The organism is Paraburkholderia sp. (genome assembly GCF_028283785.1).
GTDB lineage: Bacteria > Pseudomonadota > Gammaproteobacteria > Burkholderiales > Burkholderiaceae > Paraburkholderia.
In genome coordinates this window covers 246,699-271,234 of the sequence record NZ_JAPWKB010000005.1, presented here as the reverse complement: position 1 = coordinate 271,234, position 24,536 = coordinate 246,699, and the positions used below count along the sequence as shown (strand labels likewise).

The following is a 24,536-nucleotide window of genomic DNA, read 5'->3' as shown; positions in this document are numbered from 1 at the left end:
TGCTCCATTCGTGTGATGTAGACGTGTGATATGGCGGCGCAGCGCATCTCGGGCACCGCGCGAGCGGATCGTAACGACGCGCGCTGTCGCGGCTGAACTTCAGAATGCTTAATTGTTGTTAACGTTTCTTTAGCGGCGGCCGGCTTCGAACAGGAACCACACGCGCTGCTCGGCCTGATCGATCCACTCTTCGAGCAGGCTGGCAGTCGCGACATCGCCGTATTCGTCGCACAACGCATGCGCTTCGCGCATATAACCGTCGATCGTCAGGTTGTCTTCACGCAGTTCGGCGAGCATGTCGTCCGGCGTCACATAGTCGGCGTCGTTGTCGAGCAGGCGTTGCAGGCGCTTGATGTGACCCGTCGAGCGCAGCGTCTTGCCGCCTATCTTGCGCACGCGTTCGGCGAGCGGATCGGTGATCGCGAAGATCTGTTCCGACTGGTCGTCGAGCAACAGGTGATAGTCGCGAAACGACGGCCCCGACATATGCCAGTGGAAATTCTTGGTCTTCATATAAAGCGCGAACATATCGGCCAGCAACGCGGTCAGCGCCGCGGAGAGGTCGCGCGTAGCGTCTTCCGACAATCGGGTCGGTGTCTTTAGCGGCGCTGCGCGATGCGCAACCGCATTCAATACTTCGCTCATGGTCGTTCCTTAAGGATCTATTAGAGATGACGGATTCCAGTGTAGAAACGCATCGCATCTAAAGTCCTGCAGAAAACATGAATTGTTCTGAAAAGACGCGGTGATGTATCGGCATACGGTTCAGATTCGGGTGGTTGATCGCACCGATTTTTTTTAAGAACTATTAAGCGCTTTAGCCAAGGACTGAGCGAAATCCCGTCGATAGAATGGCCTTCAGTTTTCATCGCCGACCGGGCGAGTGCGGCATCTCTGCCCACGACTGCTTGATCTATTCCACACGGAGCCTGCAATGCCGAAAGAACTGTTGACCCCCGATACCTGCGCCGTCGCCCTGATCGACTATCAGCCGCAAATGTTCTTCGGAACGATGTCGCATGAGCGGACTTCGATTCTGCATAACGTGCAGGCACTCGCTAAAGCGTCGAAGCTGTTCAAGGTGCCGACCATCCTGACGACGGTTGCCGCCAGGTCGTTTAGCGGCGACATGGTGCCGGAAGTGCAATCGGTGTTTCCCGAGTACACGCCGATCGACCGCACGTCGATGAACTCGTGGGAAGACGTCAACTTCCGCAAGGCCATCGAAGCGACTGGCCGCAAGAAGATCGTGATCGCCGGTCTGTGGACCGAAGTCTGCGTGTCGTTCCCGACCATCCAGATGATCAACGAAGGCTACGAAATCTACGTCCCGACCGACGCATGCGGCGACGTCAGCACGGAAGCGCACGAACGCGCCGTGCAGCGGATCATCCAGGCCGGCGCCGTGCCGATGACCTCGTTCCAGTACATGTTCGAACTGCAACGCGACTGGGCACGCAGCGAAACCTACGAAGGTTGCATGGACATCCTGAAGGCGCACAGCGCATACGGCATCGGTGTGCGTTACGCGAAGTCGATTCTCGGCGAGCACGCGAGCGAAGCGGGCTAAGCGTCCGGCTCGACGCGTCGAGTCGATACGTATCGCACAGACGACTGTTTGACGGGGAGTGCGCGCTCGCTGCGTGGCTCCCGTGACCGGCTTCGCGCCTGCAACGCGAAGCGCGCATTAAGAGGATCGCCATGAACACCAGTACTCCCGAAACGACGTCCGCCGATGTCGTGTTCTTCAACGGCAAGATCGCCACGCAGGACGACAGGCGCTCGTTCGTCGATGCGCTGGCGGTGACGGACGGCCGCGTCGTCGCTTCGGGTTCGCGTGATGTCGTGATGCGTCATGTGAATCAGCGTACCCGTCAGATCGACCTTCAGGGCCGCACGGTCATTCCCGGCCTGAACGACTCGCATCTTCACGTGATTCGTGGCGGTCTGAACTTCAATATGGAATTGCGCTGGGACGGCGTGCCGTCGCTGGCGGACGCGCTCGAGATGTTGCGCAAGCAGGTGGCGAGAACGCCTGCGCCGCAATGGGTGCGCGTGGTCGGTGGATGGAACGAATTCCAGTTTGCCGAGCGTCGCGGTCCGACACTCGAAGAGATCAACGCGATTGCACCGGACACGCCGGTGTTTATCCTGCATCTGTACGACAGCGCGTTGCTGAATGCCGCCGCGTTGCGCGCGGTCGGTTATACGAAGGACACGCCCGATCCCGCCGGCGGCGAGATCCAGCGCGACCGGCGCGGCAATCCGACCGGCATGCTGATCGCACGCCCGAACGCCGGCCTGTTGTACGCGACGCTCGCCAAAGGCCCGAAGCTCGCGCCCGAAGACCAGCGCAATTCGACGCGTCATTTCATGCGTGAACTGAACCGCCTCGGCGTGACGAGCGCGATCGACGCAGGCGGCGGCTACCAGGCGTATCCGGACGACTACGCGATCATCATGGATCTCGCGAAGCATAACGAACTGACGGTGCGCATCGCCTACAACCTGTTCACGCAAAACGCGAAAAAGGAAATCGACGACTTCGCGAAGTGGGTGAAGATGACGAAGCCGGGCGAGGGCGACGATTTCCTGCGCGTCAACGGCGCAGGCGAAATGCTGGTGTTTTCCGCCGCCGACTTCGAAGACTTTCTCGAACCGCGCCCGGACCTGCCGGACTCGCTGGAAGAAGAACTGGAAGCGGTGGTGCGCCTGCTGGTCGCGAACCGCTGGCCGTTCCGTCTGCATGCCACCTACGACGAATCGATCGACCGCTTCCTCAACGTGTTCGAACGCGTGAACGCGGACATTCCGTTCAACGGATTGCGCTGGTTCTTCGACCATTGCGAGACCATCACGCAGAAGAATATCGAGCGCGTGCGCGCGCTGGGCGGCGGGATCGCGATCCAGCACCGGATGGCGTTTCAGGGCGAATACTTCATTCATCGCTACGGCGAGGAAGCCGTCAAACATACGCCGCCGATCCGCAAGATGCTCGACGCCGGATTGCCGGTCGGCGCAGGCACCGATGCGACACGCGTCGCGAGTTTCAACCCGTTCGTGTCGCTGTACTGGATGGTGTCGGGCAAGACGGTGGGCGGCACGTCGATGTATTCGAGCGTGAATCGCCTCGACCGGATGGAAGCGCTGCGCCGCTATACGGTCGGCAGCGCGTGGTTTTCGAATGAAGACGACCGCAAGGGCGCACTCGTGCCCGGCCAGTTCGCCGATTTCGCGGTGCTGAGCGAAGACTATTTCACGATCGACGAAGACCGCATCAAATTCCTCGATTCGGTGATGACGGTGGTCGGCGGGAAAGTGGTCTACGCGGATGCGGAATTCAAGCCGCTCGCACCGCCCGATCTGCCGGTGAGTCCGGCATGGTCGCCGGTGGCGGAATTCGGCGGCTACAGCCGCTACAAGCCGACAGCAGTCGCCTGCGCCGACGGTTGCGCGAATCTGTGCGGCGTTCATGCGCATGCGCACGGCTGGGCATGGCGCAAGAACGTGCCGGTCAGCGATTCGAACGGCTTCTGGGGTGCATTGGGCTGTAGCTGCTTCGCGTTCTGACGAATGCCGGCAGTGCGACGGGGACGCAGGTCTGACACGGAGAAGTTCAGATGAAGAAAACCATTGCGGGAATCGACCTTCCCGACAGTGCGATGGCTCAGGATGCAACCATGCTGATCCGGGGTATGGAGTCTGAGTCGATGCTTCATCACTCGATCAGATCTTTTCTGTTTGGCGCGCTGACCGGACAGCGCGAACGCACCGCGTTCGATGCGGACCTGCTGTATGTCGGCGCGCTGTTCCACAACGTCGGATTGCATCCGCAGTACCGGCATTCGCCGAACCGTTTCGAGGTGGACAGCGCGAACGCCGCACGCGACTTCCTGAGTCGCTACAACGTGCCCGATGTTGCAACCCGCGAAGTCTGGGAAGCGATCGCGTTGCACACGACGCCGGGCATTTCCGAGCATATGCCGGCGCTCGTCGCGTTGATGAGCGCCGGTGTGCAGATGGACGTGCGCGGCGCGCGCTACGACGATTTCACCGCGCATCAACGCGATGAAATCGTGCAGGCCTATCCGCGCGAACGCGGCTTCAAGGAAGCGCTGATCGAGTCCTATGCGCTCGGCATGCAGTCGCGCCCGGAGACGACGTTCGGCACGGTGAATGCCGACGTGCTCGATCGTTGGGATCCGAATTATCTCCGCATGAATTTTTGCGGACTCGTGCTTGGCTCGGCATGGCCGACCTGACGTCGCGCGATGCGACGTCGGTGCGGTCCCGCCCGGCAATCAAAAGGAAACGCAGCATGGGCTACGTCATTTCATTGTCAGTGGGGTTCGGCGTCGGCCTGCTTTACTGGTTACTCAAGGTGCAGTCGCCGGCGCCGCCGCTGATCGCATTGGCCGGTCTGCTCGGCATGGTGCTGGGCGAGCACGCGATCCCGGTGGTCAAGGCGCAGTTTTTCGCGCAGTCCACGACGGTTCAGGTCGCCGCGCAAGACCCTGCACAAAACCCCACGCCCACCGTCCGGCCGCCGGCCGGGAAATCCGCCAATGGAGGCGGCTGATGCGCCGTTGCATCGAACGATCGGGAGGGACGCGTTGTGATCGAACATGAAGACTCGGTGCTGGCATGGGTTGCCGGCTACGTCGATACCTTGGGCTTTATCGCGCTGTTCGGCCTGTTCACCGCGCACGTGACTGGCAACTTCGTGCTGATCGGCGCGGAAGCGGCGGGCGTCGGGCAAGGCGTGCTGCTGAAGCTGCTCGCGTTTCCGTCGTTTATCGCGGGCATTGCGCTGTCCAGCGTGATGTTCAAGTTTATGGAACGCCGCTATGCGATGCATGCGCCGAGCGGTCTGTATGTGCTTCAGGCCGTGTTGCTGATCTCGTTTCTGGTGACCGGCGTGATCGCTACGCCGATCCAGGATTCGAGCGCGTCGATCGTGCTGCTGTGCGGCGTGCTGGGAACGATGGCGATGGGCGTGCAAAACGCGCGCGGCCGTCTGCTGCAAACCGTCGGACTGCCCAACACGGTGATGACGGGCAATGTCACGCAGACCGTGCTCGATCTGATCGAACTGATTCATCGCGGCACGGGCGGCGGACACGGCCAGCAGGTCATGGGACGCCTCAAATCGACGCTTGCCGCAATGGGCGGTTTCGCGATCGGCGCGATCTGCGGCGCGATGGCCTACGTCCGGTTTTCGTTCATTGCGATTTCATTGCCGGTTGCGGTGCTGCTCGTGCTTGCATGGAAGAGCCGCGCGGTCGCGCAAGGTGCGGCTCGCAGCGAATGATTCATCCATCGCATGCCGATTCAATTTTTGCTAACACTATCAGGTAACACGATGCTCACGTCGCTCAATCGATTCCGTTCAGTCGCACTGCTGTCCGCTGCGGTGCTTATCGGCCTGACGCCGCTGTCGTCGGCTTATGCCGACTCCGAAGGTCCGTCGGAGATTGCGCATGGCACAGTCGCGCATGCGACGAAACTGGCGGATGTGTCGGTCGGTCCGCAATACGATACGACGCACGTCTATGTCGCGTCCGCCGATCTCGACGCGTTCGTCAGCAGCTTTCTCGCGACCTTCGGCGGCAAGGCTTCGCCGCGCGCGGTGTTCACCGTGACGCCGACGCCGAGCAAGACCGCGTCGCAATACGTGCAGACGCCGGTGGGCATGCTGTCGGTGTTCGGCTTCGAAACGCCGGTGCCGTATCCGTTCGGCAATGAACGCACCGGCTATCTGGTGACGGACATCGATCAGGCGATCAAGGCCGCGCGCGCGGCAGGCGCCGATATTCTGGTCGATTCGTTCGACGATCCGATCGGCAAGGACGCGATCATCCAGTGGCCGGGCGGCCTGACGATGCAGCTTTACTGGCACACCAAGGCGCCGAACTACGCGCCGCTGCAAAGCGTGCCGGACAATCGCGTGTACGTGTCGCGCTTCGAAGCGGATAACTTCGTGCGTCGCTGGGTGCATTTCTCGCATGGCAAGGTCGTGTCCGACAACCGTCACGCGGACGCAGGTGCGATCGGCCGTTCGGGTCAGACGATGCGCGAGATCCGCATCGAATCCGGCTTTGGCCGCATGGTCGTGTTCGTCACCGACGGCAAGCTGCCGTTCCCGTTCGGCCGCGAAACGACCGGCTACGGCGTCGCGAATCTCGGCGAGACGCTCGACAAGGCGCAGGCGGCCGGCGCGAAAGTGCTGTACCCCGCGTACAGCACGGCGTCGGGCAAGACCGCAGTGCTCGAATTCCCCGGCGGCTATATCGCTGAAGTTCACGATGGCAAGTAAGGCGTCGATCAAAGTGCCGGTCGTGAAGGTGCGCGGGGCGTTGCGGCAATGCGTATCGCTGAAGGCCGCGCGCGCACTGGTAGTCACCACGGGCCTCGCCGCCGCGTGGCCCGCGTTCGCCGCCGACACCGCGCTCGGTAGCGCGGACGACACCACGACTGCAGCGTCGGCCGGGAGCGGCGCGTCGTGCGCGCGTCCCACGGTCATGTTCAACCGCTGGCAGGAAAACTGGTCGGCGCTGGCGAATCCCTGCGTGCCGAAACGGCCGTTCGACTCGCTGAAGTACATCCCGCTGTTCGGCAATCCCGATGCCTATATTTCGCTCGGCATGGTGTTGCGCGAGCGGCTGGAAATGAACGACGCGCCGTTGTTCGGGCTCGGCACCGGCCGCGACGACACGTATGTGCTGCAACGGCTCGAAGTGCATGCGGACGTCCGGCTCGGGCCGCACGTGCAGTTCTTCACGCAGTTCGAAGATGCGCGGCCGTACGGCAAGGACAACGTCGGCGTGGTCGATAAAAACCCGCTCGATCTGCGCCAGGCGTTCGTGGCGATCACGGAGCCGGTCGGTCCCGGCACGTTCAAGTTCCGGGTCGGGCGTCAGGAAATGGCATTCGACTTGCAGCGGTTTATTTCGGTGCGAGACGGTCCGAACGTGCGGCAGGCGTTCGACGCCATCTGGGCCGATTACGAAACCGGTCCGTGGCGCTGGATCGCGTACGCGACGCAGCCGGTCCAGTATCGCGACGACACGCAATTCGACGACGTGTCGAACCGTCATCTGACGTTTAGCGGCGTGCGGGTCGAGCGCCAGGGCGTGGGTCCGGGCGACCTGTCCGCGTATTACTCGCGCTATAACCGCAGCAACGCGCGCTTTCTCGACGCGTCCGGCGACGAGCATCGCGATGTGTTCGATGCGCGTTATGCCGGCAAGGCCGCGAATTTCGACTGGGACGTCGAAGCGATGTATCAGTCGGGGCGTGTCGGCAACAAGACCATCGGCGCGTGGGCGGTCGGCTCGCTGGCCGGCTATACGCTCGCGGCCGTGCCGTGGACGCCGCGCATCGGTGTCCAGATCGACGCCGCGTCCGGCGACAGTCATCCCGGCGATGGCCGCGTCGCGACCTTCAATCCGCTGTTTCCGAATGGCTACTACTTCGCGCTGGCCGGATACACCGGCTACACCAACGTGATCCACGTGAAGCCGTCGCTGATCATCAAGCCGACCAGCAAGCTCACGCTGCTGGCAGGCGTCGGTCTGCAATGGCGCGAAACCACGGCCGACGCGGTGTATGGACAAGGCTCGTCGGTGGTGCCGGGCACGGCGGGACACGGCGGTCGCTGGACCGGTTTTTACACGCAGTTGCGCGCCGATTACGCGGTGAACGCGAACGTCGCGGCCGCGCTGGAAGCGGTGCATTTTCAGGTCGGCGATTCGTTGCGCGAAGTCGGTGCCGCGAATGCCGATTACATCGGTGCCGAACTGAAATTCAGCTGGTAGCACGCATTGCGCGCGGATCAGCAGATCGTCACTCCGGTGACGCGTTAGACGAGGTCGAACGATGAATATCCCGGATCAATCTTCCGGCGTCAGAATGCCGTCGGAACTCGAATTGCCTTATTCGTCGCTGGAATTCCGGCAGCATCAGATGTTTCCCCAGCTGTCCGCCGCGGAGATCGAGAGCTTGCGGCGCTTTGCGACGCCGATGTCGTTCAAGGCCGGCGAACTGATCTTCGAAACCGGCCGGGTCGCGCTCGGCCTGTTCGTGTTGTTGCGCGGACGCGTGCGCATCTATTCGCGCGACAGTTTCGGACGCTCGACCTTGATCACCGAACACGAAGACGGTCATTTCATGGCGGAGATGGCGCAACTGTCCGGCAAGCCCGCGCTGATCGACGGCATTGCATTGACCGATGCGCAAACGCTGGTGATCGAGCCGGAGAAGCTGCGCGCGTTGATCGTCGCCGATGCGCAACTCGGCGAGCACATCATGCGTGCGCTGATTTTGCGGCGGCTCGGTCTGATCGAGCAGGGACTCGGCCCGATCATCGTCGGCAATGGCGACGATGCGCGCCTGATCGCGTTGCAAGGCTTCTTGCGCCGCAACGCTTACCCCGCGACGGTGATCGACGCGCGTACCGATCCCGAGGCGATTTCGCTGCTGTCCGGCATGACCGCCGGACCGGACGATTTTCCGCTGGTGTTCTGTCCGAGCGGCAACGTGCTGCGCGCGCCGGATGAAGTGCAACTGGCGTCGTGTCTCGGACTCGTGCCGAAGTTCGAGCCGTCGCATGTGTACGACGTCGCGATTGTCGGCGCGGGTCCGGCCGGACTGGCGGCGTCGGTTTACGCCGCGACCGAAGGTCTGTCGGTGGCGGTGTTCGATCAGCGCGCGCCGGGCGGTCAGGCGGGCGCGAGTTCACGGATCGAAAACTATCTGGGCTTTCCGACCGGCATTTCAGGCCAGGCACTGGCGGCGCGCGCGTTTCAGCAGGCGTTGAAATTCGGCGCGCATCTGGCGATTCCCGGCAAGGTGACGGAAGTGCGCCGGCACGATGGCATCTTCGCGCTCACCCTGTTCGACGGGCAGCGCATCAACGCGCGCACCGTGGTGATCGCGAGCGGTGCCGCGTACCGCAAACCGGTGGTGCCGGGCTTCGAGCGTTTCGAGTCGCGCGGCACCTTTTACTGGGCGTCCACGATCGAAGCGAAGCTGGTCAAAGGACAGGACATCGTGCTGATCGGCGGCGGCAATTCGGCCGGTCAGGCGGTGGTGTTCCTCGCGAATTTCGCGCGCAGTATTCGCGTGCTGATTCGCGGCGCGGACCTGAGCGCGAGTATGTCGAAGTATCTGATCGACCGGATCGGCTCGTTGCCGAACGTGTCGTTATGCAATCTGTGCAAGCTGCAATCGCTGGAAGGCGACGACGCCGGACTCACGCACGTGCGCATCCGGCGCGAAGGCGAGAGCGCGGACGAACGACTCCCGACGCGGCATCTGTTTCTGTTTATCGGCGCAGATCCGAAAACCGACTGGCTGTCGATGAGCGGCGTCGAACTCGACAATCGCGGTTTCGTGATGACTGGTTTTACGCAACACGGCCGAGACCGCGACGACGCGACTTCGTCTCGCGTGTCGCGTTTGCCGCGTGTCCACTATCCGCTGGAAACCAGCGTGCCCGGCATGTTCGCGGTCGGCGACGTGCGGTCCGAATCGGCGAAACGCGTCGCGGCAGCAGTCGGCGACGGCGCCGCGGTCGTCAGTCAGATTCACGCGTATCTCAGCCATATGAATGCGGTCGAACCGCTTGTCAGCGAGGAAAAAACAGCATGAACCCGCGTAGTTGGAGTGAGCGTTTCAGCCGGTCGTCGAGGCTGGTTGCGTGGTGTCTGATGACATTGGCGAGCGGTTTTATGGCGAACGCCGCATACGCGGCCGCGCCGCAGGTGAAGACTCAGGCACCCGGCTTTTATCGCGTAATGGTGGGTGATTTCGAAGTGACCGCATTGTCGGACGGCACGCATCCGTTTCCGATCGATACGGTCGTCGAAGGCGTATCGAAGCAGGAAATTGGCCGCGATCTCACGCGCGATTTTCTGCATGCGCCGGTGCAGGGATCGATCAACGCTTTCCTGGTCAACACCGGCACGAAGCTGATCCTGATCGACTCGGGTGCAGGCGTGCTCTACGGAAAATGCTGCGGACAGGTGCTCGCGAATTTACGCGCGGCCGGTTATCGACCGGAGCAGGTCGATGAAGTGCTGCTCACGCATCTGCACAAGGATCACGTCGGCGGCGTGATCGCCACCGACGGCCAGATGATGTTTCCGAATGCCGTGGTCAGGACCAGTCAGATCGAAGCCGACTACTGGCTCAACGCCGATAACAAAAAGACCGCGCCCGCTTTTCTGAGCACGTTTTTCGATTCGGCGATTGCGTCGGTTGCGCCGTATGTCGCGGCGGGGCGCTTCAAGCCGTTCAGCGGCGACGTCGAACTCGAACCGGGCATCCGCGCGATCGCGGTGCCGGGCCATACGCCGGGACATACCGCGTATCTTGTCGAGAGTGGAGCGAAAGACCTGCTGGTGTGGGGCGATATCGTCCACGTCGCGGCGATCCAGTTGCAGAACCCGAAGGCTTCCGTCGAATACGACACCGATGCGCAAGCCGCGCAACGCTCGCGGCGCTTCGCGTTGAAGCTGGCGGCGAGCCACCAGTATCTGGTCGGCGCAGCGCATATCGCGTATCCGGGTCTGGGACACATCCGCCAGAACGGCCGGACCTACGACTGGGTGCCGGTCAACTACGAAGCCGCGCCGGGTCGGTGACGGGTGAGCGACGCGGCGGGGCGCATTAAAGCCAGAACTTCCAGAAGAAATACGCGGTCATCAGCAGGCTGAAGCTGAGGATCATGATGCGCAACACGCGTGCGTCTATCTTCTGCGCGACGCGGGCGCCGACCAGACCGCCCGCGAGCGATCCCGCCATCATCAACGCCGCCGCGGTCCACGCAACCTGTCCACCGAGCGCCAGCGCCGCAATCGACGCGCCGGCGGCGACTGCGCCAAGCAGGTTCTTGAAGCCGTTGAGCAATTGCGTTTCGCGCATGCCGCACAGACTCAGCGCCGCCATCACGATGATGCCGCTGCCCGCATTGAAGTAACCGACCATGATGCTTGCGCACAACTGGATCAACGTGCGGCCGCGTGTTGCGCCAGCGTCCGTTCCATGTGCGTCGGCGCTATGTCGGCGCGCGGCACCGACCAGGCGCGGCGCGAGATAGAACAGCGTCGTGGCGATCAACATCAGCACGGGAATCGCCCGCGCGAACACGGAAGCGGGCGTCAGCAGTAACAGACTGCCGCCCGTCACACCGCCGATCAAACTCGCAATCGCATAGCGCAAGGTCGCGCGCGGATCGCCGAGCAGCTTGCGCCGATAGCCGTACGCGGCGGTCATCAGGCCGGGCCACGCGGCAATCGCGCTGGTCGCATTGGCGATGGTGGGCGGCACGTTGAAGAACATCAACGCAGGCAAGGTGACGAAACTGCCGCCGCCCGCGACGGCGTTGATGACGCCGCCGCACAGACCGGCGACGAGCAGAACGGTGAACTCAAATGGATGCATGGTGTGCCTTGGTCGAGGCACACAGTGTCAGGGTTATCCCCAGGCGGAATTTATTCTTTTGGACGCCGATTCCGCGTGTGACGAGAAGAATCTTCCTGCGAAGTTCAATAGTTGGGCAATCGACGGGTCTCCCGTGACACGCCGCGCGGTTCCGAAGGATATTTTTGCCCCGGCGATGAACGCAACATGAAACTTTCTTCACGTGACGTGGGTGTCGATTCTGGCAGCATCCCAGGGACCTATCGACCCGTCACGATTCATTAAAGAGAGGATTCACGATGCGCTTGAAAGAACCGGCCGCACGCAGCAGTGTCGTCAGGAAAACATGGACGTTTGCCGCCATCGCAACGGCCGTTGTTGCTGGTCTGACGGCGCACGCCGCGACAGTCGCGACCGCTGCGGATACATCGCAACCCGTCGCGCCGTTCGAGAATCTTGCGACACTGCACGTGAAGCATGCGGAACTGGCGTCGTTCGAGCAGGCGTTGCGTCGTAATGCGACGGACGCGAGACACGCGCCGGGCAATATCTCGTTCACCATTTTCCAGTCGCGCTCCGCGCCGGACACCTTGTATGTGCTGGAGCAATGGAAGGATGCGGCGGCGTACAACGTGCATATGGCGCAGCCCGCGTTGCTCGCGATGCACGAGGCCGCGAAAGCCGACCTCGACGGCCCGATCAGTCATATGCGGATCGTGTCCGCCACGCCGGGAGACGGCTTCCAGCCCAAGCAGGTGGATGGCGCCGCGCAAACCAGCAACGTGCTGGTGTTTCTGAGCGTCAAACCGGACGCGTCCGCGCAATTCCATTCGGACATCGCCGCCGTCACGCCGACCTTTCGTGCCGCGCCCGGCAATATCAGCTTCGACATCTACCAGAATGCCGACGACCCGAACCAGATGGTGCAACTGGAACGCTGGACCACGGACGCGACGCACGACGCCAATCTGAAGCGTCCGGTCATCTCGACGATTCGCGCCGACTACGCGCTCACGCTCGCAAAACCGATGATGAACGGACGCGTGCTGCTAAAAGACATCACCAGCCAATAGGCGTTTAATCCGCGTGCGTGGGCTGCGATCGCATCAGCAGTTGCAGCAGGACGGGCAACACCAGCAGCACCAGCGGCAACTGCACGATCAGCCCTGAAATAATCGCAATGGCCAGCGGTTGCTGCATCGCCGAACCCTGGCCCAATGCGAACGCCAGCGGCAATAGCGCGAGGATCGCGGCGATGGTGGTCATGGCGATCGGCCGCAAGCGATTGCGGCCCGCTTCGATCAGCGCGCGTTCGAACGGCATGCCTTCGTCGCGCACCAGCCCCTGCAATTCGGATACATAGAAAATAGCGACTTCCGTGACGATCCCGATGATCATCGTCATGCCCATCATCGCGGAAATATTGAGTTCGATGCCGGTGACCCACAGTCCGATAAAGACCGCGCCAGTCGCGAGCAAGGGCATCGCCATCACTGCGAGTGCGATGCGGAAACGTTCGTACAGGAACAGCAGCAGACCGAATACGAGCGCGACCGCCGCACCGAATACCGTCAGCAAGCCCTTGAACGCGATCTGCTGTTGCTGGTACAAACCGCCCAGTTCGTAGTACACGCCCTTCGGCAGAAGATTCGGCGCGGCCAGTGCTTTTTGCACATCGCCAATCGTCGAGCCGAGATCGCGCCCATCGATCCGCGCCGTCACCGCCACCATCCGTTTCAGGTTGTCGCGGCTGATTTCCGGTTGACCCGTCACCGTGACGCGATCGGCGACCCGATCGAGTGCGAACAGATGGCCATCGGGTGCGCGAATCTGTAAGCGTCCCAGTTGCGTATCGGTCAGCTTCAGTGCGCCTGCGACGTGAACCCGCACGCCGACCATCTTCGGTCCCGTCTGAAACTGCGTCGCCACATTACCCTCGAGCATATCCGACACCGCTTGCGCGATCGATTGCGGGTCCATGCCTTCGGCGGCTGCCGCGTCGGGACGGATATGCAGTTCGAGCGCATCGCCGGCCGGATTGATGCCGTCGTTGACATCGACGATGCCGTTGATCTTGCCGATTTGCGCGGCGACCTTGTGCGCGGTATCGTCGAGCACGGTCTGGTCGTCGGAGTAGATCTTGATCTGCACCGGCTGCGGAACGGCGGTCAGATCGCCGATCAGATCCTCCATCAACTGCGCAAGCTCGACGCTGACGCCCGGTACGGTGGTCTCGACCTTCGAGCGGATTTCCTCCATCACCACGTCGATCGACTCGCGGTTGCCCGACTTCAGCCGCACGAAGAAATCGCCTTTGTTCGGTTCGTTCAGATCGCCGCCGAGTCCTGCGCCCGTGCGCCGCGAATACGTGGAAACGTTCGGATTGGCGCGAATGATCGCCTCGACCTGTTTCATCAGCCGGTCGGTTTCGGTAATCGACGTACCCGGTTCCGTGTGATAGTCGAGCACGAAACCGCCTTCGTCCATGGTCGGCATAAAGCCGCTGCCGACTCGCGTGAAAGCGAATGCCGCGACGATCACGAGCGGCACGACGCCGAGCGTAACGAGAACCGGGCGCGCACTCACGCGCTCGACCAGCCACGCATACCGGTGGTTCATCCACGCCGCGAGTCGCGTCTCCTGATGCGCTTCCGCGTCTTTCGGCTTCAGCCAGCGGTCGCAGAGAATCGGCACGGCGAGCCACGTGACGAGAAACGAAATCAGCAACGCGCTGGCCATGGTCAACGAAAGTGCCTTGAAAAAGGCACCCGTTACACCCGAAAGAAACGCGAGCGGCACGAAAATAATCAGCGTCGCCGCCGACGATCCCGCCAACGGACGCGTGAATTCGAGTGCGGCACTCATCACGCGGCCATGAAACGCTTTCGATCCCGCTTCGCGCATGCGCCGCACGATATGCTCGATCATCACGATCGCGTCGTCGATCACAAGTCCGACCGCCGCCGCCATCCCGCCGAGCGTCATGATGTTGAAGCCCATGCCGAATACATCGAGCAGCAGAATGGTCGCCGCCATCACGACCGGCACCAGCGCGACCGCGATTGCGGTGATCTTCCAGTTCCGCAGAAACACGAACAGCGTCAACGCCGCCAGCACGACGCCGATCATGATCGCGTCGCGCACGCTGGTGGCGGACGCAATCACCAGTTCGCTCTGGTCGTACCAGTTCGCGAGCCGCACGCCCGCCGGCATTTGCGGCTGAAATGCAGCCAGTTTCGCGCGAATCGCTTTCGCCATCGCGACGCTGTTCGCGCCGGGTTGCTGATAGACATTCAGCAGCACGGCGTCCTGGCCGTCGGCAGTGACGCGCATCCATTGCGGCATGACGCCTTGACCGACGGTCGCGATGTCGCCCAGACGGATTGGCGTCGCGCCGTTGGTCGAGACGACGACGTTTTTCAGGTGCGCGATCTGCGTGATGGTGGTGTTCGCGATCACCAGATACAGCTTGTAGTGATCTTCGATACGGCCGTTGGCCATCAGCACATTGCTCGCGCCGATCGCCTTCGACACATCGGCCAGCGACAGCTTGTACGCGGCAAGCCGTGCGGGATCGACCGCGACTTCGAACTCGTCCTGTGCGCCGCCCGTCACATCGACGCGCGCCACGCCTTCCACCGACGACAACATCGGCCGCATCTGGAATTGCGCCAGATCGTGCAGTGCCGACAGCGATTGCCGGTTCGACGTCAGGCTATACGCGAGAACCGGGAACACGGTCGGGTCCATCCGGCGCACCTGCATCGACGTGCCCTGCGGCAACGTCGACAGGATTTCGCTGATCGCCGATTGTGCCTGCAACGTGGCTTGCGCCATGTCGGTGCCCCAATCGAAATTGATCGAGATTTCCGCCGAACCGCGGCTCGTTTTCGACTCGACGTCGCGCACGTTCGGCACCCGCCGCAACGCTTCCTCGACAGGCATCGTCACGAGCGTCGCCATCTGCTCGGCGGGACGATCGCCCGCATCGAGCGACACCACCGCGCGCGGAAACGCGACATTCGGAAACAGTGAGATCGGCAGCCGAAACGCGGTCAGTGCGCCCGCGATGGCGAGCAACGCAATCACGAACAGCAGCGAGCGCCGGTGCGCCTGCATCCATTGACCGAAATTCATTGTCCCGTGCTCCCGCCTGTGCGCACGGCCATGCCATCTTTCAGCTCGTAATTGCCGCTGACGACGAGCGGTAGCGCCGCATCCAGCGATCCGTCTACGCCATAGCGATCGCCGTCCTCCACCTGGGTCGAGACGGCGACGCGATGGGCGCGTTGTCCCGCCGCGATCTGGAACACGTACGCGCCTTTTTCGTCTTTCAGCACGGCGTCGCGCGGGACGATCCAGTGCGTGCCCGCATGCGTGGCGATGTCGGCGCTTACGCGCGTGCCAGGAATGAACGCGGTCTGTCCGAGCGGCACGTTCGCGCCGATATTCACGAGCTGACTTTGCGCATCCACCGACGCGCCGACCATCACGACGCGACCGTCGATCGCGCTTCTGGCGAGCGACGTCGACAGTCCATGCATGGTCAGCGTGTCGCCGACCTTCAACGCCGCGACGTCGGCGGGTTCGACGCCGAGCATCACGTTTGCGCGCATGTCGCGGCCGCTATTGGCGGCTGCGAGTTGCAGCAGTGGCGCGCCGGGCTGCACCTGATCGCCTTGCGCCGCGCTCAATTGCAGCACGACGCCGTCGATCGGTGCGAGGACCGTTCGGGTGCCGGTCGTAACGCCCATCTGATCTTGCGCGGCGAGCGCCTGCTGCGCATCGAGCGCCGCCTTTCTGGCGGTGGCGAGTTGCGTTTGCGTGGCGAGTTCCTTGTCGAACAGCGACTGCGTGCGCGCCAGTTCGCCTTGCGCGAGCGTCGCGGCGCTGCGTGCCTGACCGGCCGCGACGACGGCGGCGGGATCGGCCTGCACGACGAACAGCGGCATGCCGCGCGTGACGGTTTGTCCGGCCTGCACGCGCATCTGCACGATGCGTGCGGCGTAGGGCAGGTTGATCGTCGTTACGTTCGATGCCGACGCGGCAACGATGCCGTAGGCACGCACCGGTTGCGCAATGATCGCGCGTTCGACCCGCGTGGTTTGCACGGCGACGACAGCGGGATCGTCCGCAAAAGCGATAGGGCTCGTCACTGCCGTGAACGCGGCTGATGTCACGACGAAGCGTGCGGCGCGACGGGCGAGCATCGAAAGTCGGTTATCTGGCATGGGATTCCGTATCAGTCTGGTCTGCGGAGAAGGCGTCGGGAATCGCGCTGCCGAGCAGCGCCTGCAAGCCGACGCGTTGTTCGGCAAGCGATTCGCGCAACGTCGCCACGTCGATCCGCCGGGTCAGCGCGGCGCTTTGTGCATCCGTGTACGCGCCGAGTGCGAGGTTGTGTTCGGCGTAGGCGTCGCTTGCATGGCGAGCGGCGAGATCGAGATCCGGTAGTGCCGATTCGGTCTGTTCGACCTGGCTGACGAGAATGCCGTTGTCGGTGCGCAGATGCGCGACATCGGCATACGCCTGATTCAAGCGGTTCTGATATTCGTCGCGCAAGCGTTGACGGCTGGTCTGTTCGATTGCGACGTTGCCGCGATTGCGGTTGAAGACCGGCAGATTCAGATTGATCTGGAAGCCGCTGGTATAGATATTCGACGTATCGCGTGCGCGCACGAAGCCCACGCTCAATGCCGGAAACTGGTTCAGCACGGCGGCGCGGTACTTCTGTTCCTGCGCTTCATAGCCGGCTTCGAGTGCAAGCAGATCGGGGCGACGTCGCGGCAATGTTGCTAACGCCTGATCGATCGCGGCATCATCGAGTGACGACGCTGTGTCGTCTTCATGACCGGTCAATTGCAATTGCACGTCGGGCGCGAGGCCAAGCAGCGCATTCAGATCGTGATGCGTCTGTTCGGCGGCGCGCTGCGCGTCGGTGAACTGCTTGCGCGCATCGTTATAGGCGGTGAGCGCAGCGGTCGATGCGTCCTCGGTCAGATTGCCGTCGCGTTGTGCGTCGGCCATCCGTCGATAGCGCGTGCGTGACAGATCGAGTTGCCGTTGCAGCAACGGCAGCGTGTCTTCCTGAAAGCGGGCCTTGATAAACAGCTGTCTGGCCTGGGCGACGGTCTGCCATTCCTGCCACAGCAAACCGAGATCCGTTTTCGCGGCGCTCGCATCGGCGGAACGGCTGTTCGCGCCGCGCGTGACGATCGCCATCAGGTCGATACTCAAACCGTAGTTGAATGCGCGCGTCGTGCCTTGCATGCCGGAGTAATCGCTCGACACGCTCAACTGCGGATCGGGCAACAGGCCGGCGGAAAACGCTTGCGCACGCGCGATGCCGAGATCGTCGCGCGTCAGCTTCAGATCGGGGTTATTCGCGACCGCAAGCATCGCGACCTCTTCGATATCGAGTCCGTCGGACGGATCGAAGCGATGCGCGGCCAGCGACGGTAGCGGCATCGTCGCCGGATCGATCGTGATGCGATCGAGCGCGTGCAACGACGTCGCGGTATCGCGTGGCGCCAGCGGCTCGCGGTGATACCAGGTGCAGCCGGCCGTCAGCAGCGCACCGGCGAGCAACGCACACGCAGGCGCAATGGCGCGCACGGTCGCGCGACAAGCGGCATGAAAAGCGGGCAAGGTGCGGCCTCCTCAGTGAGAACGGCATGCACTCGCGGTGATCGCGTCGCATGCCGAATGAATAGGGGCCGATTCTGCTGGCGACGCGCTTAAGTCACGCTTAACGACATTAAGTGCGTAACGCATTGCTTAAGATTTCCTTCAGGTATCGCCGGTACGATCTTTTCGCCCCAATCGCGGGAAGGTCGCTTGCTGGAGATTCCATGAAGACACTGTTTTTGCAGGCGCCGTCGTACGACGGTTTCGATGGCGGCGCGGGTTCGCGCTATCAGGCGAAGCGCGAAGTGCGCTCTTTCTGGTATCCGACCTGGCTCGCGCAGCCCGCCGCATTGGTGCCCGACAGCCGCGTTCTCGACGCGCCTGCGGACGGCCTGTCGGTCGATGCGACACTCGACATCGCGCAGCACTACGCGCTGGTGATCATCCACACGAGCACGCCGTCGTTTCCCACCGACGCGATGTTCGCGGAAGACCTCAAGGCGCGTCATCCGTCGGTGCTGGTCGGCATGGTAGGCGCGAAAGTAGCGGTCGATCCGCACAATTCGCTGATCGCCTCCCAAGCGATCGATTTCGTCTGTCGCGAAGAGTTCGACTTCACGTGCCAGGAGATCGCGCAAGGCAAGCCATTCGCCGAGATCAAAGGCCTCAGCTATCGCACGGCCGCAGGCGAAATCGAACATAACGAAGCACGTCCGGTTCTCGAAGACATGGACGCGTTGCCGTTCGTCGCGCCGATCTACCAGCGCGATCTGAAGATCGACAACTATTTCATCGGCTATCTGAAGCACCCGTACGTGTCGATTTATACGGGACGCGGTTGCCGCTCGAAATGCACGTTCTGCCTGTGGCCGCAGACGGTCGGCGGGCATCGATACCGCACGCGCTCGGTGGACAACGTGCTGGCGGAAGTGAAGTGGATTCGCGACAACATGCCCGAGGTCAAGGAGATCATGTTCGACGACGACACGTTCACCGACTTCAAGCCGCGCGTCGAAGAAATCGCACGCGGACTCGGTCAGCTTGGCGTGACCTGGTCGTGCAATGCGAAAGCCAACGTGCCTTATTCGACGCTCAAGATCATGAAGGAAAACGGTCTGCGTCTGCTGCTGGTCGGCTATGAATCCGGCGACGACCAGATTTTGCTGAACATCAAGAAGGGTTTGCGTACCGACATTGCGCGTCGCTTTAGCGAAGATTGCCGCAAGCTCGGCATCAAGATTCACGGCACGTTTATTCTCGGCTTGCCGGGCGAAACGCAAGCGACCATCGAGAAAACCATCGAGTACGCGAAGGAAATCAATCCGCACACGATTCAGGTTTCGCTGGCCGCGCCGTATCCCGGCACGACGCTATACAAGCAGGCGATCGATAACGGCTGGCTCGAAGAGAACAAGGTGATCAATCTGGTCAGCGCGAAAGGCGTGCAACTGGCCGCGATCGGTTATCCGCATCTGTCGCGCGAAGAGATCTATCACAACCTCGAACGTTTCTATAAGCGCTTCTATTTCCGGCCGTCGAAGATCTGGGAAATCGTCCGCGAAATGCTGATGAGTTGGGACATGATGAAACGGCGCTTGCGTGAAGGCGTCGAATTCTTCCGGTTCCTGCGCGCGCACGAAGCGTGATCGCCGCGCTCGCCTGGCTGTGCGGGGCGGCGGCGTGTTTCGGAATCGGCTATGCGTTGTCGTCCGGCGTGATGGTGGGGCGCTTCTTTTCGCGTGGCGCCGCGCAGCCGGTCAGCTTTCCGCCTGTCACCATCGTCAAGCCGCTACATGGTAGCGAACGCAGTCTGCTCGACAATCTGTCGAGCTTCTGCGAGCAGAACTATCCGGGCGCCGTGCAATTTCTATTCGGCGTTCACGACTCCGCAGACGCCGCATTGTCCGCCGTCGACGACTTGCGCCGGCTTCATCCGGCCGCGAGCATCTCGGTGATCGTCGATGCGCGGCTCTACGGCCCGAATCGCAAGATCAGCAATATCCTGAACATGCTGCCGCATGCGCGGCACGAGATACTGGTCTTTGCCGATAGCGACGTCTGCGTGAAGCCGGACTATCTGCGCAACGTGATCGGTGCATTGCAGACGCCGGATGTCGGACTCGTCACCTGTCTCTATCGCGGTGCGCCCGATCCCGGCTTCTGGCCGCGACTCTCCGCCAAGGCCACCAACTATCACTTCCTGCCGGGCGTCGTGACGGGACTCGCACTGGGTCTCGCGCGTCCATGCTTCGGACAGACGATTGCGATGCGACGCGATACGCTCGACCGGATCGGCGGATTGATGCCGTTCGTGCATCATCTGGCCGAAGATCACGCGATCGGCGAGGCCGTGCGTATGCTGGGCGAGAAGGTCGTCGTGCCGCCGTTCGCGGTCGCGCATGCGTGCGTGGAGACGAGTGCGCGGAAGCTGTTCGCGCATGAGTTGCGCTGGTCGCGCACGATCCGGCGCATCGACCCGCTGGGACATTTCGGCTCTGCGCTGACGCATCCGGTGCCGTTCGCATCGATGGCCGCCGCGCTGTCGCATGGCGCGATCTGGGCGTGCTCGCTGGTGCTGGCCGCAGTCGGCGCGCGCGTCGCGCTGAAGTTGCTGACCGATCGCGCGTTGGATCAACCGCTTCGCGATTTATGGCTATTGCCGCTGTGGGACGTCGTCGCGTTTGCGATCTTCGTGGCCAGCTTTTTCTCGTCACGCGTGATCTGGCGCGGCTTCACGTTCAATGTGGATGGCGACGGCATGCTGTCGCCGGTGCAGGACGAGCCGCGATGAACACACCGCGGGAAGCGAGCCGTCCATGTTGAAGCATCTTGGACGCATTGCGGCATTGGTGGGACTCGTCATCGCGTGCTGGCTGGTGTGGCGCGAACATCCCGCGTCGGTATTCGCGCTACTGCGCACGGCGGGTGCGGGCCTCGTGATCGCGAGTCTCGCGCATGTGTTGTCGATGCTCGCGAACGGCCGCGACTGGCAGAGTCTCGTTTGCGGAACGGTCAGGCCTTCTCTCGCGCGCATGGTGCAACTTGCATGGATTCGCGAGTCGGTCAACAGCATGTTGCCGGTCGCGCGTGTCGGCGGTGAACTCGTGTCGTTCAGGTTGATGCGGAAGTGGGGCGTCGGTGCGTCGCCGGCTGTGGCGAGTCTGATCGTCGATATGCAATTGACGGTGATCAGCCAGTTGCTGTTCACGATGATCGGCATCGGCTTTCTGTTCGCGCATGCAGAGTCGGTGAGCTTGCGTGTCGCACGCGATCTCGCATGGGGCGTCGTCGTGTTGACGCCTTTGTTAATGCTGTTTGCGCTGGTCCAGCATGCGAGTCCATTCGAACGCATCACGCGGGCACTGAATCGCGTCACGAGCGGCAAGCTCGCGGCTCTGGTCGGCGAATCCGCACAGATCGATCAAGCCATCAAAGAGATCTGGCGGAAACGCGCGGTCGTGTTGCGCTATCTGTTTGTCTGGCAGCCGTTGCAGTGTCTCGCTTTGTCGCTCGAAATATGGCTCGCGCTGTATTTTCTGCACGCGCCGGTGAGCTTCGTCGACGCGGTCGTGATCGATTCGCTGATTCAGGCGCTGAGCAGCGCGGCGTTCTTCGTGCCGGGCGGACTCGGCGTGCAGGAGGGCGGCTTTATCGTGATCGGCGGCGCGCTGGGGCTCGATCCTGCGACCTGTCTCGCGCTTGCCGGCGCGCGACGCATCCGCGATCTGCTGATCTTCGTGCCGGGCTTGCTGGCCTGGCAGTACGCGGAGTCGTCACGCGTCGGCGGGCGTGCCGATGACCGAGTGGGTCGGGGAGAGGCCGGTCGCGTGACGAAACGCGATCTGCACCGCGAGGCCGCAACCGTCGATACCCACGCCAAGTGACAGATGCGCGCCGAAATGCTCGGCGATCCGCGCGACGATCGACAGGCCAAGGCCGCTTCCGCTCGCGTCGTTACCTGTCGCGCGAAAGAAGCGATGCGTCAGGCGCGTGAGATCGGCGGCGGCGACGCCTGGACCGTCGTCGCGCACAATCAGCAATACGTGCTCGATCGTGTGCTCGATTGCCACGTCGATCCGTCCGCCGTCCATGCCGTACTTGATCGCATTGTCGATCAGATTGTCGAGCAGAATCCCGGTCAAGACGGGCTCCGCGACGATCTCCGCGTGCATGTCGCCGGTGACGGCGACCCGCATGTTTTTCTGACGCGCGCTGTGTTCATTGGCCGCAACCGCATCGTTCGCAATCGACGCCGCGACGAGGCGCACGGCCGAAATCGTTTCGTGGGTGTCGAGTCGCGCAAGCAGCAGGAGCTGCGCAGCGAGTCTTGCGCTGCGATCCACGCCCTGTACGACACGCTGCATCGCAAGACGCTGCAACGAGACGTCCGTTTCCGCCAGTGCCACTTGCGCCTGCACCTTGATGGCCGCGAGCGGCGTTCGCAGTTCGTGTGCGGCGTCGGCTGTGAATGCGCGCTCGCGCTCGAACGAGTGCTGCAAACGCGACAGCACGTGATTGATCGCATCGACGAGCGGTCGCACTTCGGTCGGCGCGCGTTCGATCTCGATCGGATCGAGCCGGTGAATATGACGCGCACGGATCGCATTCGATAACGTGCGCAGCGGGGCGAGACTAAAGCCGATGCTGATCCACACGAGCAGCGCGAGAATCGGCAACGCAATCACGGTAGGACGTGCAATCCGGCTGGCCACGCCGCTGACGAGATCGCTGCGCGTATTCGCGGGTTCGAACACGCGCACATCATGCTTGAGCGCGGTGTTGCGCAAGGTGAAGGTATGCCACGACTGGCCGCCGAGCGTCATGTCCTGCGCGCCGCTTTCCGTCGGCAGCGGCAAATCCCACGCATTGAGCGCGACCAGTTGCGGACTGCCGGCCAGCACGCGATCGTTTTCGTCGCGCACCTGAAATAGCGCGTCGCGCGGCAACGTGTCGTCGTCGTCATCGGGACTTGCGCCGGGATCGCCGCCTTTCTCTTCTTCTCTCACGTCGATGCGCGCATTCGCGAGCGTGATCAGATCGGCTTGATCGAGTAACGCGAGAATCTGCGCGAGCTCGGCCAGTCGCGCATCTTCCCATTCGCTCACTTCACGCGTCGCCTGACGATAACTCGACGCGAGCGCAATCGCCCACACCAGCGAAATACTGACGAAAATCAGTAGCATCAACCGATGCCGGATCGATTCCGGCTTCATGCTTTCTCGACGACGTAGCCGATCCCGCGCACGGTCCGGATCAAGCTGGGTCCGAGCTTCTTGCGCAGATTGGAGATGTGGACTTCGATCGCATTGCTCTCGATTTCGCTCTGCCAGCCGTACAGGCTTTCTTCCAGACGCGAGCGCGATTGCGGAATGCCGATATGCGTGACCAGTTGCAGCAGGATCGCGAGTTCGCGTGATGTCAACGGCACGGGCACATCGCTCAGCGATACGCGTTGCTCGACCGGATTGACGGTGAGGTTGCGATGCCGGATCACGTCGATACCGCGCCCTTGCGAGCGACGCACCAGCGCCCTGCATCGTGCGATCAGTTCTGCCAGATCGAATGGCTTGCTGACGTAATCGTCGGCACCGGCTTCGAGTCCGTCGATCCGGTCGGCGACCGTGGCGCGTGCGGTCAGCACGAGGACAGGCACGTATTCGCCGGCGGCGCGCAACCGTCTTAGCAACTCGGTGCCCGGCAGTTTCGGCAAGCCGAGATCGAGCACGAGCAGTGCGTAGTCGGTGGTGGTGATGGCGAGTTCGGCGGACTGGCCGTCGCGCGCCCAATCGACGGTGAATCCGGCCTGACGCAAACCTGCTTCCACGCCATAGCCAATGAGGTCGTCGTCTTCAACCAGAAGTACGCGCATGGACCGGGCTCCGTTCAAATTGCATGGGATTGCGTTGGGGTGCAACGGGGGTTCGGGTCATCGCGTGTGCTTAATGTCTTCTTCAGATTGGCCCGGTACGATGACCGCAACGTCGTAGGGTCTTGCCATGAATCCGTCCACCTTGAACATGCTGCGCGCGCATCTGCTGGCCGCGTGCATCGCAGCAATGTGCATTCAGGTCGTTGCGCTGTTTGCATCGTTCGTTCTCGGCGTGGACGACGCGGTGTTCGCCACAGTGCAGTTTCGCGCGCTGGTGTTGATGCTGGTGGCGGGTGCGGTGTGGGCCACGCGCCGTGTCGCGGGTGTCGCCTATAGCCGGGCCGTCCTGACCCGCCATGCAACCGGTGCCGCACCACATGCATTTCCCGTTGCCGTTTCGCCGGATTGCCCGTTGCGCGAACTGGTCGTGCTGCATCTTCAGTTCAGCCGCACCGCTTTCTACATGCTCGAACGCTGACGCGCGTCACACTATCGGTGAAGCGCGCTTAAGGTACGCTTAAGGCGTTAGGAATGTATTGTTTGAAGGCTTTTTGAAAAGCGCGTGAAGCAGAGTTGAAGCCTTTATTTGCGGTGCGTTTGCAGCGCGTTTTTAATT

Annotated in this window: 21 protein-coding genes; 14 read left to right on the top strand and 7 right to left on the bottom strand. The window is 62.3% G+C overall.

The window, feature by feature from the left end:
* Positions 1-129: 129 nt before the first annotated feature.
* Positions 130-645: a DNA starvation/stationary phase protection protein gene (locus PW947_RS05230; protein WP_299630009.1), complete on the bottom strand. Its 516-nt coding sequence runs from the start codon at positions 643-645 to the stop codon at positions 130-132.
* Between the two features lie 289 nt (positions 646-934).
* Here PW947_RS05230 and PW947_RS05225 point away from each other — a divergent pair, with 289 nt between their 5' ends.
* The 9 genes from PW947_RS05225 (at position 935) to PW947_RS05185 (ending at position 10,646) form a co-directional block, all read left to right on the top strand.
* Positions 935-1,570 carry a hydrolase gene (locus tag PW947_RS05225; RefSeq protein WP_299630008.1) on the top strand — a complete coding sequence of 212 codons (636 nt, stop codon included), beginning with the start codon at positions 935-937 and terminating at the stop codon, positions 1,568-1,570.
* A gap of 131 nt (positions 1,571-1,701) precedes the next feature.
* Entirely contained in the window at positions 1,702-3,570 is a 1,869-nt protein-coding gene (locus PW947_RS05220) for an amidohydrolase (RefSeq protein WP_299630007.1), read from the top strand.
* A gap of 50 nt (positions 3,571-3,620) precedes the next feature.
* A complete protein-coding gene (locus PW947_RS05215) occupies positions 3,621-4,262 on the top strand; it encodes an HD domain-containing protein (RefSeq protein WP_299630006.1) in 642 nt (213 codons plus the stop codon).
* 56 nt (positions 4,263-4,318) lie between these two features.
* Positions 4,319-4,579 carry a DUF1427 family protein gene (locus PW947_RS05210; protein WP_299630005.1) on the top strand — a complete coding sequence of 87 codons (261 nt, stop codon included), beginning with the start codon at positions 4,319-4,321 and terminating at the stop codon, positions 4,577-4,579.
* Between the two features lie 36 nt (positions 4,580-4,615).
* Positions 4,616-5,311, top strand: a complete 696-nt coding sequence (locus tag PW947_RS05205) for a YoaK family protein (protein WP_366146091.1) — start codon at positions 4,616-4,618, stop codon at positions 5,309-5,311.
* A 51-nt stretch (positions 5,312-5,362) separates the two neighbouring features.
* Positions 5,363-6,316 (top strand): glyoxalase, encoded by a 954-nt coding sequence (locus tag PW947_RS05200; protein WP_299630004.1) that lies wholly within the window; start codon positions 5,363-5,365, stop codon positions 6,314-6,316.
* Positions 6,306-7,817 (top strand): alginate export family protein, encoded by a 1,512-nt coding sequence (locus PW947_RS05195; RefSeq protein WP_299630003.1) that lies wholly within the window; start codon positions 6,306-6,308, stop codon positions 7,815-7,817. The genes PW947_RS05200 and PW947_RS05195 overlap by 11 nt, the downstream gene beginning before the upstream one ends.
* Before the next feature lie 61 nt (positions 7,818-7,878).
* Positions 7,879-9,651: an FAD-dependent oxidoreductase gene (locus PW947_RS05190; protein ID WP_299630002.1), complete on the top strand. Its 1,773-nt coding sequence runs from the start codon at positions 7,879-7,881 to the stop codon at positions 9,649-9,651.
* 59 nt (positions 9,652-9,710) lie between these two features.
* Entirely contained in the window at positions 9,711-10,646 is a 936-nt protein-coding gene (locus PW947_RS05185) for an MBL fold metallo-hydrolase (protein WP_299630582.1), read from the top strand.
* Between the two features lie 25 nt (positions 10,647-10,671).
* On the opposite strand, the gene PW947_RS05180 is transcribed toward PW947_RS05185, so the two are convergent.
* Positions 10,672-11,445, bottom strand: coding sequence for a sulfite exporter TauE/SafE family protein (locus tag PW947_RS05180; RefSeq protein WP_299630001.1), 774 nt, complete (start codon positions 11,443-11,445; stop codon positions 10,672-10,674).
* A 278-nt stretch (positions 11,446-11,723) separates the two neighbouring features.
* On the opposite strand from PW947_RS05180, the gene PW947_RS05175 reads away from it, so the two are divergent.
* The gene (locus PW947_RS05175) at positions 11,724-12,497 is read left to right on the top strand and encodes an antibiotic biosynthesis monooxygenase (protein WP_299630000.1); all 774 of its coding nucleotides are present in this window, start codon (positions 11,724-11,726) and stop codon (positions 12,495-12,497) included.
* Positions 12,498-12,501: 4 nt separating this feature from the next.
* On the opposite strand, the gene PW947_RS05170 is transcribed toward PW947_RS05175, so the two are convergent.
* The 3 genes from PW947_RS05170 to PW947_RS05160 are packed head-to-tail and all read right to left on the bottom strand — an operon-like array spanning position 12,502 to position 18,072.
* Entirely contained in the window at positions 12,502-15,561 is a 3,060-nt protein-coding gene (locus PW947_RS05170) for an efflux RND transporter permease subunit (RefSeq protein WP_299629999.1), read from the bottom strand.
* Positions 15,558-16,655: an efflux RND transporter periplasmic adaptor subunit gene (locus PW947_RS05165; RefSeq protein ID WP_299629998.1), complete on the bottom strand. Its 1,098-nt coding sequence runs from the start codon at positions 16,653-16,655 to the stop codon at positions 15,558-15,560. Before PW947_RS05165 ends, PW947_RS05170 begins: the two co-directional genes overlap by 4 nt.
* A complete protein-coding gene (locus PW947_RS05160) occupies positions 16,645-18,072 on the bottom strand; it encodes a TolC family protein (protein ID WP_299629997.1) in 1,428 nt (475 codons plus the stop codon). The genes PW947_RS05165 and PW947_RS05160 overlap by 11 nt, the downstream gene beginning before the upstream one ends.
* A gap of 203 nt (positions 18,073-18,275) precedes the next feature.
* Here PW947_RS05160 and hpnJ point away from each other — a divergent pair, with 203 nt between their 5' ends.
* Genes hpnJ through PW947_RS05145 form a run of 3 tightly spaced genes read left to right on the top strand, consistent with a single transcriptional unit; the run spans position 18,276 to position 21,935 of the window.
* Positions 18,276-19,697, top strand: coding sequence for a hopanoid biosynthesis associated radical SAM protein HpnJ (gene hpnJ, locus PW947_RS05155; protein WP_299629996.1), 1,422 nt, complete (start codon positions 18,276-18,278; stop codon positions 19,695-19,697).
* The gene (hpnI, locus tag PW947_RS05150) at positions 19,664-20,842 is read left to right on the top strand and encodes a bacteriohopanetetrol glucosamine biosynthesis glycosyltransferase HpnI (RefSeq protein WP_299630581.1); all 1,179 of its coding nucleotides are present in this window, start codon (positions 19,664-19,666) and stop codon (positions 20,840-20,842) included. The genes hpnJ and hpnI overlap by 34 nt, the downstream gene beginning before the upstream one ends.
* A 25-nt stretch (positions 20,843-20,867) precedes the next feature.
* A complete protein-coding gene (locus PW947_RS05145) occupies positions 20,868-21,935 on the top strand; it encodes a lysylphosphatidylglycerol synthase domain-containing protein (protein WP_299629995.1) in 1,068 nt (355 codons plus the stop codon).
* Here the strand turns inward: PW947_RS05145 and PW947_RS05140 are convergent.
* Both PW947_RS05140 and PW947_RS05135 read right to left on the bottom strand, forming a co-directional pair.
* Positions 21,825-23,264 (bottom strand): ATP-binding protein, encoded by a 1,440-nt coding sequence (locus tag PW947_RS05140; protein WP_299629994.1) that lies wholly within the window; start codon positions 23,262-23,264, stop codon positions 21,825-21,827. The two genes, PW947_RS05145 and PW947_RS05140, sit on opposite strands and share 111 nt — an antisense overlap.
* Positions 23,261-23,920 (bottom strand): response regulator, encoded by a 660-nt coding sequence (locus tag PW947_RS05135; RefSeq protein ID WP_299629993.1) that lies wholly within the window; start codon positions 23,918-23,920, stop codon positions 23,261-23,263. Before PW947_RS05135 ends, PW947_RS05140 begins: the two co-directional genes overlap by 4 nt.
* A gap of 127 nt (positions 23,921-24,047) precedes the next feature.
* Between PW947_RS05135 and PW947_RS05130 the strand changes: the two genes are divergently transcribed.
* Positions 24,048-24,398: a hypothetical protein gene (locus tag PW947_RS05130; RefSeq protein ID WP_299629992.1), complete on the top strand. Its 351-nt coding sequence runs from the start codon at positions 24,048-24,050 to the stop codon at positions 24,396-24,398.
* Positions 24,399-24,536: the final 138 nt, after the last annotated feature.